15 protein-coding genes and 1 tRNA gene are annotated in these 20,424 nt (G+C 69.8%); 5 read left to right on the top strand and 11 right to left on the bottom strand.

The genetic code is table 11. The features are described from left to right. The first annotated feature begins 92 nt into the window (after positions 1 to 92). A complete protein-coding gene (locus IG08_RS0125985) occupies positions 93 to 2,291 on the top strand; it encodes an elongation factor G-like protein EF-G2 (RefSeq protein WP_030607134.1) in 2,199 nt (732 codons plus the stop codon). Between the two features lie 226 nt (positions 2,292 to 2,517). Continuing rightward, positions 2,518 to 4,179, top strand: a complete 1,662-nt coding sequence (locus IG08_RS0125980; protein WP_030606939.1) for a hypothetical protein — start codon at positions 2,518 to 2,520, stop codon at positions 4,177 to 4,179. Positions 4,180 to 4,315: 136 nt separating this feature from the next. On the opposite strand, the gene IG08_RS0125975 is transcribed toward IG08_RS0125980, so the two are convergent. After that, positions 4,316 to 4,876 carry an HIT family protein gene (locus tag IG08_RS0125975; protein ID WP_030606937.1) on the bottom strand — a complete coding sequence of 187 codons (561 nt, stop codon included), beginning with the start codon at positions 4,874 to 4,876 and terminating at the stop codon, positions 4,316 to 4,318. 67 nt (positions 4,877 to 4,943) lie between these two features. Between IG08_RS0125975 and IG08_RS0125970 the strand changes: the two genes are divergently transcribed. Continuing rightward, positions 4,944 to 5,600 (top strand): potassium channel family protein, encoded by a 657-nt coding sequence (locus IG08_RS0125970; protein WP_030606934.1) that lies wholly within the window; start codon positions 4,944 to 4,946, stop codon positions 5,598 to 5,600. 30 nt (positions 5,601 to 5,630) lie between these two features. Here the strand turns inward: IG08_RS0125970 and thrS are convergent, their stop codons facing one another. The 3 genes from thrS to IG08_RS0125955 form a co-directional block, all read right to left on the bottom strand. Then, on the bottom strand, positions 5,631 to 7,607 hold the full coding sequence (gene thrS / locus IG08_RS0125965; protein ID WP_030606931.1) for a threonine--tRNA ligase: 1,977 nt from the start codon (positions 7,605 to 7,607) through the stop codon (positions 5,631 to 5,633). 90 nt (positions 7,608 to 7,697) lie between these two features. After that, a complete protein-coding gene (locus IG08_RS0125960) occupies positions 7,698 to 8,912 on the bottom strand; it encodes a hypothetical protein (protein ID WP_030606928.1) in 1,215 nt (404 codons plus the stop codon). Beyond that, positions 8,909 to 9,478, bottom strand: a complete 570-nt coding sequence (locus IG08_RS0125955; RefSeq protein ID WP_030606926.1) for a DUF4365 domain-containing protein — start codon at positions 9,476 to 9,478, stop codon at positions 8,909 to 8,911. Before IG08_RS0125955 ends, IG08_RS0125960 begins: the two co-directional genes overlap by 4 nt. Before the next feature lie 168 nt (positions 9,479 to 9,646). Here IG08_RS0125955 and IG08_RS0125950 point away from each other — a divergent pair, with 168 nt between their 5' ends. After that, positions 9,647 to 10,375, top strand: coding sequence for a 3'-5' exonuclease (locus tag IG08_RS0125950; protein WP_030606923.1), 729 nt, complete (start codon positions 9,647 to 9,649; stop codon positions 10,373 to 10,375). 64 nt (positions 10,376 to 10,439) lie between these two features. On the opposite strand, the gene IG08_RS0125945 is transcribed toward IG08_RS0125950, so the two are convergent. Next, positions 10,440 to 10,511 (bottom strand) — tRNA-Val (locus IG08_RS0125945). 39 nt (positions 10,512 to 10,550) lie between these two features. After that, a complete protein-coding gene (locus tag IG08_RS0125940; protein ID WP_030606920.1) occupies positions 10,551 to 10,997 on the bottom strand; it encodes an SRPBCC family protein in 447 nt (148 codons plus the stop codon). A gap of 50 nt (positions 10,998 to 11,047) precedes the next feature. Here IG08_RS0125940 and IG08_RS0125935 point away from each other — a divergent pair, with 50 nt between their 5' ends. Continuing rightward, the gene (locus IG08_RS0125935; RefSeq protein ID WP_030606917.1) at positions 11,048 to 13,450 is read left to right on the top strand and encodes an SCO7613 C-terminal domain-containing membrane protein; all 2,403 of its coding nucleotides are present in this window, start codon (positions 11,048 to 11,050) and stop codon (positions 13,448 to 13,450) included. A 60-nt stretch (positions 13,451 to 13,510) separates the two neighbouring features. Here the strand turns inward: IG08_RS0125935 and IG08_RS0125930 are convergent, their stop codons facing one another. The 5 genes from IG08_RS0125930 to IG08_RS0125910 form a co-directional block, all read right to left on the bottom strand. Then, positions 13,511 to 16,246, bottom strand: coding sequence for an exo-rhamnogalacturonan lyase family protein (locus IG08_RS0125930; RefSeq protein WP_030606914.1), 2,736 nt, complete (start codon positions 16,244 to 16,246; stop codon positions 13,511 to 13,513). A gap of 103 nt (positions 16,247 to 16,349) precedes the next feature. Continuing rightward, on the bottom strand, positions 16,350 to 16,940 hold the full coding sequence (locus tag IG08_RS0125925; RefSeq protein ID WP_030606911.1) for a hypothetical protein: 591 nt from the start codon (positions 16,938 to 16,940) through the stop codon (positions 16,350 to 16,352). A gap of 10 nt (positions 16,941 to 16,950) precedes the next feature. Then, a complete protein-coding gene (locus IG08_RS0125920) occupies positions 16,951 to 17,826 on the bottom strand; it encodes a carbohydrate ABC transporter permease (RefSeq protein ID WP_030606909.1) in 876 nt (291 codons plus the stop codon). Continuing rightward, positions 17,823 to 18,779, bottom strand: a complete 957-nt coding sequence (locus tag IG08_RS0125915) for a carbohydrate ABC transporter permease (protein WP_030606906.1) — start codon at positions 18,777 to 18,779, stop codon at positions 17,823 to 17,825. The genes IG08_RS0125920 and IG08_RS0125915 overlap by 4 nt, the downstream gene beginning before the upstream one ends. Before the next feature lie 14 nt (positions 18,780 to 18,793). Beyond that, complete coding sequence (locus IG08_RS0125910; protein WP_030606904.1) at positions 18,794 to 20,080, bottom strand: ABC transporter substrate-binding protein; 1,287 nt, start codon at positions 20,078 to 20,080, stop codon at positions 18,794 to 18,796. Positions 20,081 to 20,424: the final 344 nt, after the last annotated feature.

Raw genomic sequence — 20,424 nt, 5'->3', positions numbered from 1 at the left:
CGAAGAACCGCGGGCGTCATCGGAGCCGCCACCGCACGCGGCCCGGCATGTCCGCGCCCACAGTGACCTCACCGTGCACGGGAGGCAAGGCCATGGGCGACAAGGCGAACGCACACCCCGGAGCCGCCGGCAGGGCAACAGCGGCCGACCACCCCGCGTCCGTACGGAATGTGGTGCTGGTCGGCCACTCCGGTTCGGGCAAGACGACATTGGTGGAAGCTCTCGCGCTGACGGCGGGAGCAGTGAACCGGGCGGGCCGCGTGGAGGACGGCGGCACCGTCTCCGACTACGACGAGATCGAGCACCGGCAGCAGCGCTCGGTGCAGCTCTCCCTGGTGCCCGTCGAATGGGGCGGGTACAAGATCAATATTCTGGACACCCCCGGATACGCCGACTTCGTCGGGGAACTCAGGGCCGGTCTGCGAGCGGCGGACGCGGCCCTTTTCGTCGTCTCCGCCTCGGACGGCGTGGACGGCTCGACCCGCATGGTGTGGGAGGAGTGCGCGGCCGTCGGCATGCCGCGGGCGATCGTCGTCACGCATCTGGAGGCCGCCCGCGCGGACTTCGACGAGATGACGCGGACCTGCGCCGAGGCCTTCGGCGGCGACGACCCCGACGCCGTACTGCCGCTGTACCTGCCACTGCACGGCCCGCAGGGATCCGACGGGCACGCGCCCGTGACCGGACTGACCGGGCTGCTGACGCAGAAGCTGTTCGACTACGCATCCGGAGAGCGCAAGGAGTCCGAGCCGGACGAGGAGCAGCTGCCGGACATCGAGGAGGCCCGCAACCGGCTGATCGAGGGGATCATCTCGGAGAGCGAGGACGAGACCCTCATGGACCGGTATCTCGGCGGCGAGCCGATCGACGTCAAGACGCTGGTGGACGACCTGGAGCGGGCCGTCGCGCGCGGGGTCTTCTTCCCCGTCCTGGCCGCCGCCCCCGCGGCCGAGGGCGCCCGGCAGGGCATCGGCACGGTCGAGCTCCTGGAGCTGATCACGGGCGGTTTCCCGACGCCGCTGGAGCGCGAGGCGCCCCGGGTCACCACGGTGGACGGCAGGTCGCGCGAGCTGAAGCTGTGCGATCCGGACGGGCCGCTGGTCGCGGAGGTCGTGAAGACCTCGTCCGACCCGTACGTCGGCCGCGTCTCGCTGGTCCGGGTCTTCTCCGGGACGCTGCGCTCCGACGACACCGTGCACGTCTCCGGGCACGGGCTCGCCGACCGCGGGCACGAGGACCACGACGTCGACGAGCGGATCGGCGCGCTGTCGGCGCCGTTCGGCAAGCAGCAGCGATCGCTCACACACTGCATCGCGGGCGATCTCGCGTGTGTGGCGAAGCTGAGCCGCGCGGAGACCGGCGACACGCTCTCGGCCAAGGACGACCCGCTGCTCATGGAGCCGTGGGAGATGCCCGACCCGCTGCTGCCGCTCGCCATTCAGGCGCACAGCAAGCCGGACGAGGACAAGCTCTCGCAGGGCCTGTCCCGGCTGGTCGCCGAGGACCCGACGATGCGGCTCGAACAGAACCAGGACACCCACCAGGTGGTCCTGTGGTGCCTCGGCGAGGCGCACGCGGACGTCGCGCTGGAGCGGCTGCGCAACCGCTACGGCGTGCAGGTCGACGTCGTGCCGTACAAGGTCTCCCTACGGGAGACGTTCGCGGACAGGTCCGCCGGCCGGGGCCGCCATGTGAAGCAGTCGGGCGGGCACGGGCAGTACGCCATCTGCGAGATCGAGGTGGAGCCGCTGCCGGGCGGCTCGGGCATCGAGTTCGTGGACAAGGTCATCGGCGGCGCGGTCCCGCGCCAGTTCATCCCGTCCGTCGAGAAGGGCGTACGCGCCCAGGCGGCCAAGGGAATCGCCACCGGGCACCCGCTCATCGACGTCCGGGTCACGCTGCTGGACGGCAAGGCGCACTCCGTGGACTCCTCCGACGCCGCGTTCCAGACGGCCGGCGCGCTCGCGCTGCGGGAGGCGGCGGGCGACGCGAGGATCCATCTCCTGGAACCGGTGGCCGAGGTGACCGTCCTGGTGGGCGACGACTACGTGGGGGCCGTGATGAGCGACCTGTCGGGGCGGCGCGGCCGGGTGGTCGGCACGGAACAGACCAACGGCGGCCGCACGTTGGTGCGGGCCGAGGTACCCGAGATCGAGATCGGCCGGTACGCGGTCGACCTCCGGTCCCTGTCGCACGGCACCGCCCGCTTCAGCCGCTCCTACGCCCGGCACGAACCCATGCCGCCGCAGATCGCCGAGAGGATCCGTGAAGAGGCGGGCGACGCCTCCTAGTTGGCACCGGGCGCCGCGCAAGTGCTGCTCGCGGCCGCACAAGTGGCGTTCGGCGCCCCACAAGTGACGTTTGTGGAACGCTCCCCTCCGTGTCGGCGGGCGGCTTCGGCCGTCCGCCGACGAATGTCGGTGCCTGCGGATACGCTGATGACCTGATCAACAGGTGTGCGAAGCACGGAAGTCGGGAAGGCCGCAGGAGCGAGACCAGCGGCGATCGGGGGCGGGAATGACCGTTGACAGCGGTTACGGCGACATCTTCGGTCCGCAGGTGCCACGCACGGGCGACGAGGGCCAGACGTCGACGTTCGCGCTGGCCTCGGCGGCCTATCGGGACAACCCGGTGGAGGACATCCTCAAGGCCAACAACGAATGGCACGAGTCGGTCGTCAAGGGCGGCCGCAGCTGGGCCAAGATCTTCCGGCCCAACCTGGGCGAGGCCTTCTCCACGGCCGTGATCGGCCGCATGGTGGGCGCCGGCCGCAAGCCGCTCATCCAGTCCTTCGGCGCCGAGCCGCAGGTCGTGGTCGAGCACTGCCTCGCGGCGAACAACATCCGCAGGGAGCGCGACAACTGGCTGGCCGCGGTGACGGTGCTGTGCGGGGTGCTCTTCCTGCCGGGCCTCCTCGTCTGGCTGCTGGTCTTCACCCTGCGCACCAACATCGCCAAGCGCGAGGACAAGCAGGCCGGCGCGCTCGCCACCGCGCTGCTCGTCGCGATGGGCGCACTCGCCGTGCTCTTCCTGATCAAGATGCCGTTCACGGGATTCTGGGCCTGGTACGCGCGTGCGTGTGTCGTCCTTCCCGTGGTCGGCTGGTTCTGGGCCAAGCAGATCTGCGAGCGCACGGCGACCGATCTGCGGGGGCGCTGGAGCAGCCTGCTGGCCGGCAGCAGCGTCGGCGCGAAGGTCCCCGAAGCGGTGCCGAGCAGCCCCGGCGAGACCGCGGCCGAGCAGCTGCGCCAGTCCCTCGCCAAGCTCAGCGCCGAGCAGCAGTCCAACGCCGTCTTCTACGCGGGCCCCAAGGGCATACTCGGCATGGGCACGCGCTGGGGCAGCTGGCAGCTCGCCGAGGACCTGATCGCGGCCGACCGCACCAGGGAGATCCACCCCTTCCGCAGCTGGGACGTCATACGTTCCATCCACGACCAGTTGCGCATGCTGGAGCGGAACACCCTGAACACCGGCGGCTTCCCCAAGGCGTCCATACGCCACTGGGTCGTCACGCCGATCGCGGAGAACGCGAAGGCGGTGACCCGGCCCGAGGGCACGGACGTGGACGCGTACCAGGTCAAGACGCACGCGATACAGGACATCTGCAACAAGCAGCAGTTCGGCGGCGGTGACCGGCACTACCTGGGCGTCCAGTGGACGCTCTGGGAAGGCCAGTTGGTGATCACCATGCTGATCACGGTGACCGTGCTGCACGAGACGCTGCGCATCGAGGTGACCGGGCATGCGCTGGGGCCGGTGCACGGGCTGTTCACCTCGAAGCCGGAGGCCAAGGAGAAGGAAGTCCAGAAGTCCCTCAAGTTCTGGGAGACCCGGAAGGTGAAGCTTCCGCTGGTCGACGCGGACGAGGTCGTACGACTGGCCGCGCGGGCGCCCCTGACCTGGTATCCGCCGCTGCTGAACTGGCTCGGCGGCTCCCTGACGCTGCCCGAGCCGTTCGGTCTGCGGCACGCCTGGGCGGACAAGCCGTGGCGGCACCGCTTCATGGCCGACGACGCGCTGCGCGCCGCCACGCCGGTCCTGCGCGTGGTGCACTCCGCGGCGATCCGGGTCCTTGAGGAGAACGGCGTGGACATCGAGAAGTTCGGATCGCGATCGGCGTTCCTGAGCACGGCCGTGCAGGACCCGATGCCGCGGAAGGCCGACCTGTATGACGCTTAGGCCTCCGGCGGTTCAGCCGGGTGAGGTGGGTTTGGGTTACCGTCCCTGGGGGCTACGCCCCCAGACCCCCCTTCGGCCTGGACGGCCTCGTCCTCAAGCGCTGGACGGGCTGTTCCCGTACTGCCCAGCCTGAGAATCAGGCTGTCGGCCAGGCGTCCGCCAGCATCTTCCGGGTGTCGGCCAGCAGCTGCGGCAGCACCCTCGTGTGGCCGACGACCGGCATGAAGTTCGTGTCGCCGCCCCAGCGCGGGACGATGTGCTGGTGGAGGTGGGCGGCGATGCCGGCGCCGGCGACCGAGCCCTGGTTCATGCCGATGTTGAAGCCGTGCGCACCGGAGGCCGTGCGCAGGGCCGTCATCGCCTGCTTGGTCAGCGCGGCGAGCTCGGCGGTCTCCGGGTCGGTGAGGTCCGTGTAGTCGGCGACATGCCGGTAGGGCACGACCATCAGGTGGCCGCCGTTGTACGGGTACAGGTTGAGCACCGCGTACACCTGCTCGCCGCGCCGGACGATCAGACCGTCCTCGTCGGACTTGGCCGGAATCGAGCAGAAGGGGCAGCCGTCGTCGGCACCCGGGCCGGTCGGCTTGTTCTCGCCCTGGATGTAGGCCATCCGGTGGGGCGTCCACAGACGCTGGAACGCGTCCTGAGTCCCCACTCCCAGCTGCTGCTCCGGCTCACTCGTCATGCAGTGCAGCATATGGCTTCGCCCGTTCGCGCCGTGTCGGCGGGGTTGTGCGAAAAGCGGCCCGGGCCAAGCTGGGCCAGTGGACGATGACAGTCGCAAGATCCGATGGGAGGCGCGCACGGAGGTCCCGCTCGCCGTGGCGTCACTGGTCTTTCTCACCTCGTACGCGATCCGCGTACTGGCCCCTGGTCTGCCCGACGGTGTGCTGGCCCTCTGCCTGGCACTGATGCTGGCCTCGTGGGCGCTGTTCGCCGTCGACTACGCGGTGCGCTGGCGGCTGAGCGGACAGCGGCTGCGCTTCGTACGGACGCACTGGCTGGACACTCTGGTGCTGGTCCTGCCACTGCTCAGGCCGTTGCGGGTCGTGAAGGTCTACGAGGCCGTGCAGCGACGGCATGGGCGGCCCCGGCTCGCGCTGCACGCGCGCGTGATGCTCTACGCAGGGCTGTCGGCCGTGCTGCTGGGCTTCGCGGGCGCGCTCGCCGTGTACCAGCAGGAGCGCGGGGCCCCTCAGGCGTCCATGCGGACCTTCGGCGACGCCGTGTGGTGGACCTGCGCCACCTTCGCCACCGTCGGCTACGGCGACGTCTCCCCCGTCACACCCGTCGGACGCCTGATCGCGGTCGGGATGATGGCCATCGGGATGGCCCTCCTCGGCGCCGTGACCGGGACGTTCGCCTCGTGGCTGCTCCAGGTGTTCGCGCGGGAGGACGACGAAAGGCCCCCGGGGAGCTGAACTCCCCGGGGGCCCCACGTCACGTACGCGTCAGACCTGCACCCGCTCCTCCACGACCTTCGCGATCTTCGCGATGGCCTCGTCGAACGGGATGCCGTTCTCCTGCGAGCCGTCGCGGTAGCGGAAGGACACGGATCCACCGGACATGTCCTCGTCGCCCGCGATGACCATGAAGGGCACCTTCTGCTTCTGGGCGTTGCGGATCTTCTTCTGCATACGGTCCGAGGAGGAGTCGACCTCGACTCGCAGCCCCTGCTTCTTGGCCGCGGCGGCGAACTTCTCCAGGTACTCGACGTGCGCGTCCCCGATCGGGATGCCGACCGCCTGGACCGGGGCCAGCCACGCCGGGAAGGCGCCCGCGTAGTGCTCCAGGAGCACCGCGAAGAACCGCTCGATGGAGCCGAACAGGGCCCGGTGGATCATGACCGGACGCTGCTTGGAACCGTCGGGCGAGGTGTACTCGAGCTCGAAGCGCTCCGGCAGGTTGAAGTCGAGCTGGATCGTCGACATCTGCCAGGTGCGGCCGATGGCGTCCTTGGTCTGGACGGAGATCTTCGGGCCGTAGAAGGCGGCGCCCCCCGGGTCGGGAACGAGCGGAAGTCCCTGCTTCTCGGCCACCTGGCGAAGGGTCTCCGTCGCCTCCTCCCAGGCCTCGTCGGAGCCGACGAACTTCTCCGGGTCCTTGGTGGACAGCTCCAGGTAGAAGTCGGTCAGACCGTAGTCGCGCAGCAGGCCGAGGACGAAGGTGAGCGTCTTGTCGAGCTCCTCCGACATCTGCTCACGGGTGCAGTAGATGTGCGCGTCGTCCTGCGTGAAGCCACGCGCACGCGTGAGGCCGTGCACGACGCCCGACTTCTCGTACCGGTACACGGTCCCGAACTCGAAGAGGCGCAGCGGCAGTTCGCGGTAGGAGCGGCCGCGCGCATCGAAGATCAGGTTGTGCATCGGGCAGTTCATGGGCTTGAGGTAGTAGTCCACGCCCTCGTCGAGCTGCATGGGCGGGTACATGCCCTCGGCGTACCAGTCCAGGTGGCCCGAGGTCTCGAAGAGCTTCCCCTTCGTCGCGTGCGGGGTGTAGACGAACTCGTAGCCCTCCTCCTCGTGACGGCGGCGCGAGTAGTCCTCCATCACGCGGCGGATGATGCCGCCCTTGGGGTGGAAGACGGCGAGGCCGGAACCGATCTGCTCCGGGATGGAGAACAGGTCCAGCTCGGAGCCCAGCTTGCGGTGGTCTCGCTTCTCCGCCTCGGCGAGGAAGTCGAGGTGCGCCTTCAGCTCGTCCTTGGTCGGCCAAGCGGTGCCGTAGATGCGCTGGAGCATCGGGTTCTTCTCGCTGCCGCGCCAGTAGGCGGCCGCGTTGCGCATCAGCTTGAACGCCGGGATGTTCCGGGTGGAGGGCAGGTGGGGACCGCGGCAGAGGTCCTTCCAGCACAGGTCACCGGTCTTGGCGTCCAGGTTGTCGTAGATCGTCAGCTCACCGGCGCCGACCTCGACGTCCGCGCCGTCGTCCGAGGACGCAGAGCCCTTGAGACCGATCAGCTCCAGCTTGTACGGCTCGTCGGCCAGCTCCTCGCGGGCGGCCTCGTCGGTGATCACCCGGCGGGAGAACTTCTGCCCCCGCTTCTGGATCTCCTGCATCTTCTTCTCGACGGCCTTGAGGTCCTCGGGCGTGAACGGCTTCTCGACGTCGAAGTCGTAGTAGAAGCCGTCCTTGACCGGCGGGCCGATGCCCAGCTTGGCGTCGGGGAAGAGCTCCTGCACGGCCTGGGCCATGACGTGCGCGGTGGAGTGGCGCAGGATGTTGAGGCCGTCCTGGGAGGAGATCTCGACGCCCTCGACCTCGTCGCCCTCGGACAGGGCGTACGACAGGTCCTTGAGCTCGCCGCCCACGCGCGCGGCGATGATCGAGCGCTCGCCGGCGAAGAGCTCGGCGGCCGTAGTGCCCGTCGTCACCACGCGTTCTTCCCGCTCGGAATCGCGTTGGATGATCACACGGACGTCTGACACCGGTCTCTCCTGACTGAAGGTGGGTGCGGCGCCATACCGAGAGCGCGCGCAATAGGGGATCGTACCGACCCGGCACCCACCTCTGCGAAATCAGTCCCCTCCGCAGGCTTCCTCGAAGAAGTCGAGATTCTCCTGCAGGGACTTCATCAGCCGGTCGCGCTCGGCCTCGTCCACCTGCACGGGTACGACTCCGGAGACCCCGGTGAGCCGGCGGAAGCCGCCGCGGCTCTCCAGCCTGCCGTGGACCCGGACCGGCAGCCCGACGAGGTGCGCGTGCCCGGCGATCCGGTACGCCTCCTCGTCCAGGGCCAGCCGTACGTACGGAACCTCGGCGCCCGCGATCACCCGCAGCCGCACCGACCCCTCCCCGCGCGGTCCCGATCTGCGCATCCGGACCACAGCACCGGTGACCCGCACCGAGACCGAGGGCTCCTCGCGCAGGAAGCGGGCCCCCGCCTCGCGCAGCACGGGCAGGTCGCCGGGCGAGAACTCGACGGCCTCGGCGGGCGCCGCGCACCCTTCGGGGACACCGGCCGCCGGCGCCCACTCCACGGCGATGCGGGCGCCTTCCGTACCGCGCACGAGGGCGATCAGCGCCTCGGTGAGCTCGCGGCTGACGCCCGCCTCGACGGCGCCGTCGAAGGCGTCCATGCCGCCGGTGGCCCGCTGGTAGTCGATGGCCTCGCGGGCGGCGTAGAGGGCCTGGTGAAGGCGTACGGCGAGGGGCCGGCCGGTGCCGACGGGCACGAAGGCGGTGAGGTGGCGGCCGCCGGCCGCGGAGCCGACGAGGACGTTGTCCAGGGAAGCGGCGGCGGTACGGCGGTAGCGGACGCCGTAGTAGCCCGCACGCGCGCGTGTGGCCAGCGCGCCGGCGAGCAGCGTCTGGCGGGCGGCGCTGCGCAGTTGTTCCTCGACCGTCCAGGGCGTGGCGTCGGCGGGGCCGGGCGGGACGTCCCGCCACCAGCGGATCTCGTCGCTGGGCACGGCAAGCCCGACCAGCACCTCGCGCGCCGACGGCGTACCGCTGCGTGTCAGGGCGACCAGGGCCTCGCCGAGCAGGTCCTCGCTGTCGGGGAAGGCGAGGCTCTCGGGCACGAGCAGGCTCGTCCCGCCGCCGCCCGGTCCCGGCGGGGTCCAGCGGCCGTAGCGTCCGGCGGCCCCGCCGCGCCGCTGCCAGCCGTGCCGGTGCAGCAGGGCGCTGAGCACGGCGGGGTCGACCTGGCCGGGTTCGGGGGCGCGGTGCCAGGCCTCGTCAGGGTGCGGCCTGACCGGCCGCAGGGGCTCGTCGAGCGGACGGTGCGTCATGGTCTGCCTCCCGTCCCGACCCGCGTCATGATCTCGCACAGCGCCCGGTCGTCGAAGATGCGTGAGGTCGGTATCCGCACGGTGGTCCGGGTCCGGCCGGTGATCGGGTGGCCGGCGAGGTTGACCCAGTAACAGCAGTGTCTGAGGTCCAGCCGGTCGTGGCTGGCGCGCAGCCAGTCGTCCTGGGTTCTCGGCACGAGCATGACCACCAGGATCTTGTGCACCGACACCGGAGTGCGGGCGAGCTTGCGCAGGTGGTCGTTGTCGAGCGTGAAGGAGAAGAACCGGCCGGGAGGGTTCGGCGCGATCTGGTAGGTGCACTTGAGCTGCACCTTGATGGTGACCTCGTCGTCGACGGTGTGCCCGGGCGAGCCATGACTGACGTGCCAGTCGATGCCGTTGTCCGGAAAGGGTTGCGACAGCGAGCAGCCGGCCGCGGCGGCGACGGCGTGCAGATAGCCCACCTGCAAGGTCTCCATGCAGGCGGTGGTGGCGAGTGTGCCGCGATGGGGGCCCGTGCGTTGTTCGGGCAGCAGCCCGCCCCGCTCGGGCTGCGCTATCGCCATGACCAACAGCCTTCCACGTTCAGTGAATCCGCAGTGCGGGCCCCTGAACTGCAAAGACCCGTACTCCTGTTGTGTCCTTCCGGCGTACGGCGCAAACAGCCCGGGTATCACCAAACTGGCAGAAGACGGTGCGTCAGCTGCCGTGGGTGAACGAGGGGTTGTGTAGGTATGACGTGCTGGTACGAAGGGCCCCTGGCCGCTTTCGACACAGAGACCACGGGCGTTGACGTCGAGACCGATCGCATCGTGTCGGCCGCCGTCGTCGTCCAGGACGCCCCGGGAACCCGGCCCCGGGTGAGCCGGTGGCTGGTGAACCCGGGCGTGCCGGTGCCCGCCGGGGCGACGGAGGTGCACGGGCTGACGGACGAACATCTGCAGCGCAACGGCCGCTGGCCCGCGCCGGTGATGTACGAGATAGCGGAAGCGCTGGCCGAGCAGGCCGCGGCGGGCCGCCCGCTGGTGATCATGAACGCGCCGTTCGATCTGACGCTCCTGGACCGCGAGTTGCGCCGCCATCGCGCCTCGTCCCTGGACCGCTGGTTCGAGTCGTCGCCGCTGCTGGTGCTGGACCCACGGGTCCTGGACAAGCATCTGGACCGCTACCGCAAGGGCCGCCGCACCCTCACCGACCTGTGTGCGCACTACGGCGTCACGCTGGACGGCGCGCACGACGCGGCGGCCGACGCACAGGCCTCGCTGGACGTCGTACGGGCGGTCGGTCGCCGGTTCGCGGCCCGGCTGGAGCGGCTGGCCCCCTCCGAGCTGCACACGCTGCAGGCGGTGTGGCACGCGGCCCAGGCGCGGGGCCTGCAGGCGTGGTTCGCGCGCAGCGGCAGCGAGGAGGCGGTGGATCCGGCGTGGCCGCTGCGTCCGGACCTGCCGGCGGCGGCCGCGTAGTCGCTCCAGGCGCTCCAGGCGCGCAAAAAAAGCCGGTCCGCTGCTGCGGACCGGCCTTTCCCGGTGGGCGATACTGGGTTCGAACCAGTGACCCCTTCGGTGTGAACGAAGTGCTCTCCCACTGAGCTAATCGCCCGGGAACGCACCGAACAATACAGGTCCCCGCGGGTTTCCTTCAAACCGCTTCCAAGTACGCGGCCAGGCCCCGCCGTCCGGCCCGCATCATCAGCCAGTGATTGGCACGGAAGACCGGCCGTCCCGGCACGGCGAAGCGCCTGAGCAGCGGCTTGTTCACGACGACCACCTGGTCGTAGCGGGCGAGGCAGCCGGCGCCGTCCCCGGTGACCGTCCAGCGCGCCCACCCCTCCAGGTCCCCGGTCATGGCGATCTCCAGCACCCCGGCCACCGGATCGCGCCGCACCTCGCGCGCGGTGAAGGTCAGGTCGTACGGCAGGACGGCGCGGATCCTGATGACGCCGGTGGTGTCGTCGAGGCGGTTCACCTCGCGCACCGCGGGCCACCAGCGGGGGTAGTCCTCGGCCTGTTCCAGCACGTCGTAGACGGTGGCGGGCGACGCGTGCAGGGCCCACGAGCTGCGGAAACGGTAACGGGTCCAGTCCATGCACAGAGTGTGCCCGGACGGATCTGAGTACGTTCTGAGTACGCGCACTCATGCCGTGCGACGTGACTCAGACCACACTTCAAGACATGACGCATGTTCCGCCCCCGGCGGAGGAGTTGCGACTCCTCGACGCCGAGCTGTGGCAACTCGACCGCCGCCGGGCCCAGTTGCTGGCGCGCCGGGCCTGGCTGATCGCCACGCTGCAGCCGCCGAAGTCGGCCCCGGCCGCCGCCCCGCCTCGCCCGGAGACGAGCGCGCCCGGCGTACAGAACCTTCTCCTGCTGCTGGGCGGCGTCCTGCTGACCATCGCGGCGATGGTGTTCACGCTGGTCAGCTGGGGGCACCTGGGGATCGCCGGGCGGGCCCTGGTGCTCGGCGCGGTCACGGTCGCCGCGCTCGGCACGCCGATGCTCCTGCTGAAGCGCGGACTGCGTTCGACGGCCGAGTCGGTGGCGGGCCTGGGGCTGGCGCTGACGGTGCTGGACGCGTACGCGCTGTACCGGGTCGCCTTCCCGGGGGCGGGCGGTGCCGGATACACGGCGAGCGCGTCGGCGCTGCTGGCGGTGCTCTGGACGGCGTACGGCCTGCTGCCGCGCACGGCCGAGCTGCGGCTCCCGCTCCCCTCCGCGCTGGTCGCGGCCCAACTCCCGCTGTTCTTCTGGGCGATCGAAACCGACACAGGTTCCTACGGCATCACGGCCGCGCTTCTCGCGACGGCCGCGTTCGACACAGCTGTGGCGCTCCGGGTGACCGCCAAGTCCGTACGCGTCGTCGCCGTCGTCGGCGCGTACGGACTTGGCTCCTCGGGCGTACTGGCGGCCGGCTGGCTGTCCTGGACGGCCTCCGGTCCGAGCGCCGCCGCCCGTGCGGCGGCGCTCCTCCTCCTTGCCGCGGCGATCGCGCTGGGCGCCGCATGGCTGGGGGCGGGCGAGAAGCACGCCCTCGGCCTCTCGCTCGCCTCCGGCCTGCTCACGGTCACCGCGCTCGGCGGCATGGCGCGCTCCGTGCTGCCGGAGCTGTGGACGGTTCCGGCCCATCTGGTGTGCGGAATGGCCCTGTTGGCGACGATCCGGGTCGAGCGGCTGCCGGAGGCGGTACGGCGTGGGGCGGCCTGGGCCTCCGGGGTCGTACAGGCGCTGGCCGTGCTGTGGGCGCTGCCCGTCGTCGGCGTGGTGGCGCTGGCGCCGGTCGGCTGGGCCGCGCGGGCCTGGACCGGCACGCCGCCGGACGCCCGCGCCGCGCTGACGGTCGACGCGCCCTGGCCCCCGCACGCGGCGGCGGTCCCGGTCGTCCTGGCGGCCGTCGCGGCCGTACTCGTCCTGGTGGTGTGGGGCGAGGTCTGGCGTCCGCGAGCTCTGACCGGCGCGCTGGGCCTCACCTGGGCGACGGTATTCACGCTTCCGGCGGTGCTGGAACTCCCCTACCCCGTAGGCCTGTTGATCCAGGGAGCCACAACAGCCGGAGTCATCGCGGCAGCGGCATTCCTACGGCAGTCCACGCACGAAGGCACTCGTCTCACGGCGCTCATCCTGGCGCCCGCCACCTCCGTGAGCCTCGCGTTCCTCTCCCTGGCCTCGCAGACCGCGACTCTCACCGTGCTCTCCACTCTGGTCGCGCTGTTCGCGGTGGCCTCGTGGCAGTCGCGGCTCGCGCCCTTCACGGCCCCGACCGCGCTCGTGTACGCCGCCGCACTGGCCTGTGCGGTCGGTGCCGCCGTGGACTGGCAGCCCTCGCACACCGCTCTGCTCGTCCTTGCGGTCCCCGTGGCCGCGGCCCTGATCGCACCCCGAGCGGATTCCCGGGCCACCGTGCCCATCGAGGCGACCGGAGCCGCCGCAGGCCTGCTCGCCGTCGGACTCGCCGCCACCGACCTGCCCCTGCTCGCCCTGGTCCTGGCCCTGTGCGGCGTGATCACCGCGGGCACGGCTATCCGCCCGGACCGCCGCCCCGTCGGCTACGCGGCCGCGGCCCTGTTCGTCCTGGCCACCTGGGTGCGCCTGGCGGCCTGGGACGTCGGCACCCCCGAGGCGTATACCCTCCCGGTGACCGTCCCGGCGCTGATCGTCGGCCACCTGCGCAGGCGCCGCGACCCGCAGACCTCGTCCTGGACGGCGTACGCCCCCGGCCTCGCCGCCACCCTCCTGCCGAGCCTCCTCGCGGCCTGGGGCGACCCGCACTGGACGCGCCCGCTGCTGCTCGGCCTGGCCGCGCTGTCGCTCACGCTGCTGGGCGGCGGATACAACCTCCAGGCCCCGCTTCTGCTGGGCGGCTCCGTGCTGACCCTGGACGCGCTGCACGAACTCGCCCCGTACATCGCCCAGGTGACAGACGCGCTGCCCCGCTGGGTGCCGCCTGCCCTGGCCGGCCTCCTGCTGCTCGCACTAGGAGCGACGTACGAGCAACGCATCAGGGACATAAGAAGGGTGCGAGGAATCCTGGGCAAGATGGACTGACCCAGGGGCGCGGGGAACTGCGCGACCAGCCACAACGGACCCGCAGTTCCCCACCGGCCGCTACGGCATCTTGTCCCCCAGCAGCGCCAGGTTCTCAATGGCGGCAAGCCCGTACAGCGCGGTGTCGTTCGTGGACACCCAAGCGGCCTCACTACCCGCCACCAACGCCACCGGCCCGCTCAACTCCTCCGTCTTCCAGGGCGCCGACTCCTTGTACCCATCGGAGTTGTAGAACTTCTCCCACGCCCGCGTGGCCAACTTCGCGTCCCCGTTCTGCACAGCCGCATACGCATCGAGCCGCGAGTGCCCCTGGAACAGCAGCAACGTGCCGAAGTTGGAGCCGTAGCGCGCCGCCTGCTCGGCCTTGGTCGCGTTGAAGTACCGGCAGTAGTCGAAGTACGCCTCGTTGAACGCGGGAATGTCGACGAGGTCGATCAACTCAGCACACAGCTCGTTGAGCCCGAAGACCGCAGACAGGTGCGAAACCCCGACGACCGGCGCCGAAGCGACCGCGAACTTGCCCGTGTCGAGGTCGTACAGGCCACTCCCCTGCACGAAGCCGTTGGGCTGGGCGGCGATGGTCTCCATCGTCGACAGCACCCGCGCCTTGGCCTTCTCCCACTTCGGGCCCTTGCGCTCCCACTCCGTCAGCCAGGCCGACACCAGCCCGCTCCAGTCCGTGCCGAACCCGATCGACAGGGCGTGCCGGTCCGGCGTGTACGGCTCGGTGCGGATCTTGCGGATCGGGTCGAGGACGAGGAAGGTCTCGTCGGAGTCGACGTTGGCGTGCATGAGGTCGCCGACCCGTTCGTCGGCGGTGAGGAAGTAGTAGTAGCGGCGATACGTCGTGTTGGCGATGCGCTGCTGCTTGGCGCTGTCGGCGTAGTGCTGAACGCCGTGGCGCGTGCCGAGGCCGGCCCACTCCCCCAGGTGATAGACGTCGACCTCGCCGGTGTGCCGGGTCATCGCCTCGGCGAACCGGAAGATGTCCGCGCGGCCGCTTCTCAGATACGCGAACCACAGCCAGAGGTCCGGCGAGAGCTCGGAGTTGTCCCAGGCGTACCCGCCGATGTCGTACCGCCACTGGTGCCGCACCGTGTCATAGGTGTGCATGATGTCGCCGTAGTCCCAGAAGCCGTACCAACGGCGTTGCTCCACCTGGTCCTTGTAGTAGGTGAAGAGGAAGTCGAGGTGGTCCTCGATCTTCGCCTTGGCATCGGTGGAACGGTCGGGCTCGGCGTAGAGGCCCGGCCCGAAGACCCCGGCCTTGATGAGCTGCTTGGGCGGGGCGGCTAGCTGCGGCAACACCCGTACCGCCTCGACCTGTTGAGCCAGGGCGTCTGCCGACGGCGTCGACTCGTTGGCCCAGAAGAGGAGTTCGGAGGTGCGGGCGATGCCGTACGGGGTGCCGAACTCCGGCTCGTAGTCCTCGTAGGTGATGTTGAGGCCTTCGAGCTGCTCGGCGTAGGTGTCCTGGCCCATGCCGTCGTGGTAGAAGCGCAGGTCCATCGGCTGCGCCTCGGGCGACCAGAGCCAGAGGGTGACCTCGGCCTCGTCGGTGTGGGCGTCGCGGATGTCGAGCTGGGAGGGGTGCTTCTCCCAGAAGTCCCGCAGGCCGAAGGAGAATCCGCCGCTCACGCCACCGACGTAACCGAACCCGGAGGCCCGCCTGCCGCCGCCGGCGCCGATCCAGCCATAGCCCTTCTTCGTGCGCTTGCGCAGGGTGAAGCCGTCGGCCGAGAGCTGGGAGAGCGTGTAGTCGCCCCACTCGGGGATGTACTGCAGCCGCGTCGTGACCCGCTGGTCCCAGGTGGACGGGTCGGGCAGCTTCTCGCCCGCGTACTGGGCCGCCTGCACGGCCGCGCCGGGGTCGCGGCGCAGCCCGGTGATGCCCTTGACGGCCTCCCGCAGCAGACCGGTGCCCTCGCCGCCGATGCGGATGTGGCGGTCGTACGACTGGTCCCGCATCGGCACGGTGAAGCGGACGCCGAGCCCGCGGATGAAGTCACCGCTGGCCTTGCCCGGCTCCTGTGTGCCGTCGTAGGTGATGGTGTGCACCATGCGGAAGGAGTCGGCGCCCGCGTAGAAGTAGAGGCGGATGGAGAACGGCAGCCAACTCCGGCTGCCCTTGCGGTGCTTGCCGTCGATGCGGACGACCGCGCGGACCGGGCCCTCCTGCTCGACGGTGACCTCGGAGATGGCGCCCTCGAAGCGCTCGGTCTTGACCGTGCCCTGGTCCTCGTCCTCGATCTCCGGCTGGCGGATGAGCACGAGCCGCCCGTTCTTGGCGATCTCGGTGGAGCCGCGGGTCACCGACTTGATGAGGGTCGCACCCGACTTGCCGATCTTCGCCGTGATGACCCCGGTCGAGACGTCGATGGTGCCGCCGCTCTTGTCGACGGTGACCTTCTTGTCCGGTACGGCGGCCTCGCCCGCGGCGAGGGTGAGCTTGCCGGAGCCCGAACTCACCGCGTGGGCCGTCCACTTGAGGGAGCCGTCGGGCCAGTAGGCGATCGGCCAGGACTGCACCGGCACGGACTTGCCGTCGGCGTCCGTCAGCGCGAAGACCTGGTCCTCCTGGTAGGTGCCCTTGGGCCAGGGCACACCGAGAGTGGAGCCGGGTGCGGCACCCTGGCCGCCGTCCTCCAGCCAGTCCAGGGTCACGGGATCGGCGTCGGCCTCGGCGGCTCTGGGCGCAGCCTGCGCGTCCTTGGCTCCTAGCGCCCAGCTGAACTGCGCGGCGGCTCCGGCTACGGCGGCTGCCTTGAGGATGGACCTGCGAGGGATGGGAGACATGAGAGACCAGCCTTTCCTTTCCGTGCGGATGCAGGGGTGGTCAGGGGCATGACAGAGAGAGGTGCGACGCCGAGGCGCCGACCTTGTGTGAGGGCACCGCCCGTCAGCGGTGCCGGTACCGCTCCTCCACTGCGACGGCCGCCGCCGCGACGGCCCCGAGGACGGGGACCGCGAGCGGCGGAAGGAACCCTGCGGACAGGGCCACGACGGCCAGCCCGCAGACGACGAGGAAGGACCCGGCGGGATCGCGCACGGTCCGCCGCCCGGCGTCGGCGAGCAACGCCCGCCAGGCGGCACCCGGCGTCCAGACGGCCGCCGCCCGCAGCAGGGCCACGGCCAGCCCGATCAGCGCGAACAGACCGACGGCCCCGACGAACGGCCCGCCGGGAAGCCCGGCCCGCGCGGCCAGGACGTCCACCCAGACCGCGGCGGCCGCCGCCCAGCCGGCGAGCCCGACGGCCCACCCGCCGCGCACGGCCGCCCGGAAGTCCGCGACGAACTCCCGCCAGCCGCCGACCTCATGGGCCGTACGACGCCGCAGATGCCGTGCGCCGGCGGCGAAGGCCGCGGGGTAGGTGACGACCCCGAGACAGGCCACGGCGATCCACACTCCGGTGAGCAGGCACTCCGCGAAGACCGCGAAGCGCTCGCCGAACACGGACTCCCTGCGGGGCTTGACGCGCGCTCGGGCCATGGTGACCACCTCAGCCCTTCAGACCCGACGTCGCCATACCGTCGATCAGGTGGCGCTGGAAGGCCATGAAGAAGGCGATGACGGGCACCAGCGCCACCAGCGACATCGCGATCATGCTGCCGTAGTTGGAGATGCCCTCCTGGTCGCGGAACATCATCAGGCCGAGCGAAACGGTGTATTTGGAGGGGGTGTTGAGGTAGATCAACGGCCCCATGAAGTCGTTCCACGCGTTGATGAAGGTGAAGATGGCGCTGGTGATGAGGGCGGGCCGGCTCAGCGGCAGCACGATGGACCAGTAGGTCCTCAGGTGCCCGCAGCCGTCGAGCTTGGCGGCCTCGTCCAGCTCGCGCGGCAGGCCGCGCATGAACTGCACCATCAGGAAGACGAAGAACGCCTCCGTGGCCAGGAACTTGCCCGCGACGAGCGGCACCAGTGTGTCGATGAACTCGAGCTTGCGGAACATCACGTACTGCGGGATGAGCAGTACGTGATACGGCAGCAGCAGCGTACCGATCATCAGCGTGAACAGCAGGTTCCGCCCGGCGAACCGGATCTTGGCGAAGGCGTACGCGGTCAGCGAGCTGGAGAGCACCACACCGACCACGGCCAGGCCCGCGTACATCAGCGAGTTGGTGAAGAAGCTGGTGATGGAGATGCCGGAGATGCCGTCGGCGAGCCCGGAGAAGTTCGCCCAGACCGGCTTGGTGGGCAGCAGGTCGAGGCTGGCGATGATGTCCTTGCTCGGCTTGAACGAGGCGCCGAGCACCCAGATCACCGGGTAGAGGACGACCGCGAGCACGAGGAGCGCGCCCACGTGCCAGGCGAGGGAGCCGATGCGCCGCCGCTCGTTCGTGGCGTGCACAACAGGGCTGGTGACACTGGTCACTTGGCTGCCTCCTCGTAGTGCACCCACTTCTTCTGCGACCAGAACAGGACCGCCGTGACGAGCGCCACCGCGATCACCAGCGTCCAGGCCATCGCGGAGGCGAAGCCCATCTGGGCCTCCTTGAAGCCCTTCTGGTAGAGGTAACAGGTGTAGACGAGCGTGGCGTCGGCGGGCCCGCACCGGGTGTCGGAGACGACGTAGGCGGAGCCGAACACCTGGAACGCGTGGATGGACTCCAGCAGCACGTTGAAGAAGAGCACCGGGGAGATCATCGGCAACGTGATGTTCCAGAACCGCCGGAAGGGACCGGCCCCGTCCACCTCGGCGGCCTCGTACAACTCCTGTGGGACCTGCTTGAGGCCGGCCAGGAAGATGACCATCGGCGCACCGAACTGCCAGATGCTCAGAGCCACCAGGGAGTACAGGACATAGTCCGGATTGCCGATCCAGCCGCCGACGTCGACCCCGAAGATCTTCTGCGTACGGTCCACGACGGCGTCGTCGGAGAACAGTGCCCGCCACACGAAGCCCACGGAGACACTGGCACCGATGAGGGACGGCATGTAGAACGCGGCCCGGTACAGGGCCTGTCCGCGCCGCTTCTGCGCGAGCAGCAGCGCCACCCCGAGCGCGAGGAGCAGCTTCAGCGGTGTGGCCACGACGACGTACTTCAGCGTGACCTCGACCGACTTCTGCCAGCGCGGGTCCTGGAACATCGTCGTGAAGTTGTCCAGCCCCACCCACTGGGGCGGCGTGAACAGGTTGTAGCTGGTGAACGCGTAGTACAGCGACGCGATCATCGGCCCCGCCGTGAGCAGCAGGAATCCCGCGATCCACGGCGACATGAAGAGATAGCCGGCGAGGTTCTCGCGGCGCCGCCCGCGCCGCCCGGCTGCAGGAGCGGCGGGCCGCTTCTTCGCCGGGCGCGCGGGCGCTTCCTTGACGAGCGTCATGGTGGTACGTCCCCTCAGCCCGCGAACGCGGCCTTGGCCTCGCTGAACAGCGCCTTCGCGGCGTCGGCCGGCTTGGTCTTGCCCTGGGCGACCTCACCGCCGAGGCGCAGGAACGCCGCCTCGATGACGTCGGCGCCGGACGGGTGCGGGGTGATCTTCCCGAGCACGCCCGCCTTGGCGACCTCGTCCTCGTAGGCCGCGACGCCCTTGTTGTTGGCGTCGGTGGGCTTGAACGCGTCGTACTGCTCGGTCGTGGCGAGGATGCCGCGGTCATAGCCCATGATCTTGCCGACCTCGGGGTCGTGGACCATGAAGTCGATGAACTGGGCTGCCTCCTTGGGGTGCTTGGTCCCGGAGAAGGCGCTGAGCATCAGCGAGCCGAGGTACTGGCCGGTGTCCTTGCCGTCCGTGGTGGGAATCGGCGCGAGCCCGTAGTCCGACTCGCCCTCGCCCTCGTAGCGGATGGAGAAGTTGTCCCAGGTGAACTCGGACGCGGCGAGCCCCGCCGACAGACCGGACTTCGGCTTGACCTGCTCGATCTTCTTCGGGTCGGCGACGAGCCCGGACTTCACGCGCTTGTAGCCGTCCGCCCACCACTGCGTCACATCGTCCTCGGTGAAGCCGAGATCGGAGTCGGTGAAGAAGGCCTTGCCGTTCTGACGCAGGTACAGGTCGTAGAGGTACATGATGGCGAAGTAGCCGGTGTCACCGGCGATCTTCAGCTTGTCCTGGATCGTCTGGAGCGCGTCGAAGTACTCGTCCCAGGTCCAGCCGAACTTCGCCTCCACGCCCGCCTTCTCGAAGGCCTTGAGGTCGATGACGAGCGCCATCGTGTTGGCGCCGACGGGTATGCCGATCTGCTTGCCGTCGACCTGACCGTTCGCCAGAACGCCGTTGCGGAAGTCCTCCAGGCTCAGATTCCCCGCGTCCGCCTGCGTCTTGAGATCCAGCAGAACACCGCGCTTGTCGTACTTGCGCAGGAAACCGACCGCATTCTGGAAAACGTCCGGCGGATTCCCGCCGGAGGCCTGGGTCTGGAACTTCTCCCAGAACGCCTCGTAGTCGGTGAATTCAGGCTTGATTTTGATCTTCGGGTACTTCTTCTCGAAGAGCGCGATCGTCTTCTTGATGGCGATGGTGCGCGGCTCGCCGCCCCACCACGCATAACGGAGCGTCACATTCCCATTCCCCGAACCGCTGTCGCCACCGCAGCCCGTCGTCGCGGCCAGCCCCAGCGTGGCCGCCGAGGCCCCGGCCACCTTCAGGATCGTTCGCCTCTCAACATTCCTGCTGGTTCCCATGGTTGGGCCCCCTCCCCGCAGCGTCATTGCCGCCTGCATGAATCGTTTCAAGTAAGCGCTTGCTGGCACAAGCTACGGAGGGCCTCGGGGTGCGTCAATGATTCGGACAGGAATTTCTTGTGAGCCGACGCGGCGATCCGGCGGCGCTCAAGAGCCGTACGGCGCTTCGGACTTGACGATGCCCCAGGTGAGAGGCGTCGGGTCGGCCGGCCGAACAGGAAGCAGGTCGCCGCACGAGAACGTCGCGCGGCCGAAAAAGGTCTGGGCCGTGGGGACTTGAGGCTGCGGACGGTCACGCCACAGAGGGGCGATCCCACGACCGCCGTTCCCACCCGCCGGGGGCT

Source organism: Streptomyces fulvoviolaceus (genome assembly GCF_000718165.1).
GTDB lineage: Bacteria > Actinomycetota > Actinomycetes > Streptomycetales > Streptomycetaceae > Streptomyces > Streptomyces fulvoviolaceus.
The sequence above is the reverse complement of the archived record's forward strand: the minus strand, read 5'-3'. Positions and strand labels throughout refer to the sequence as shown.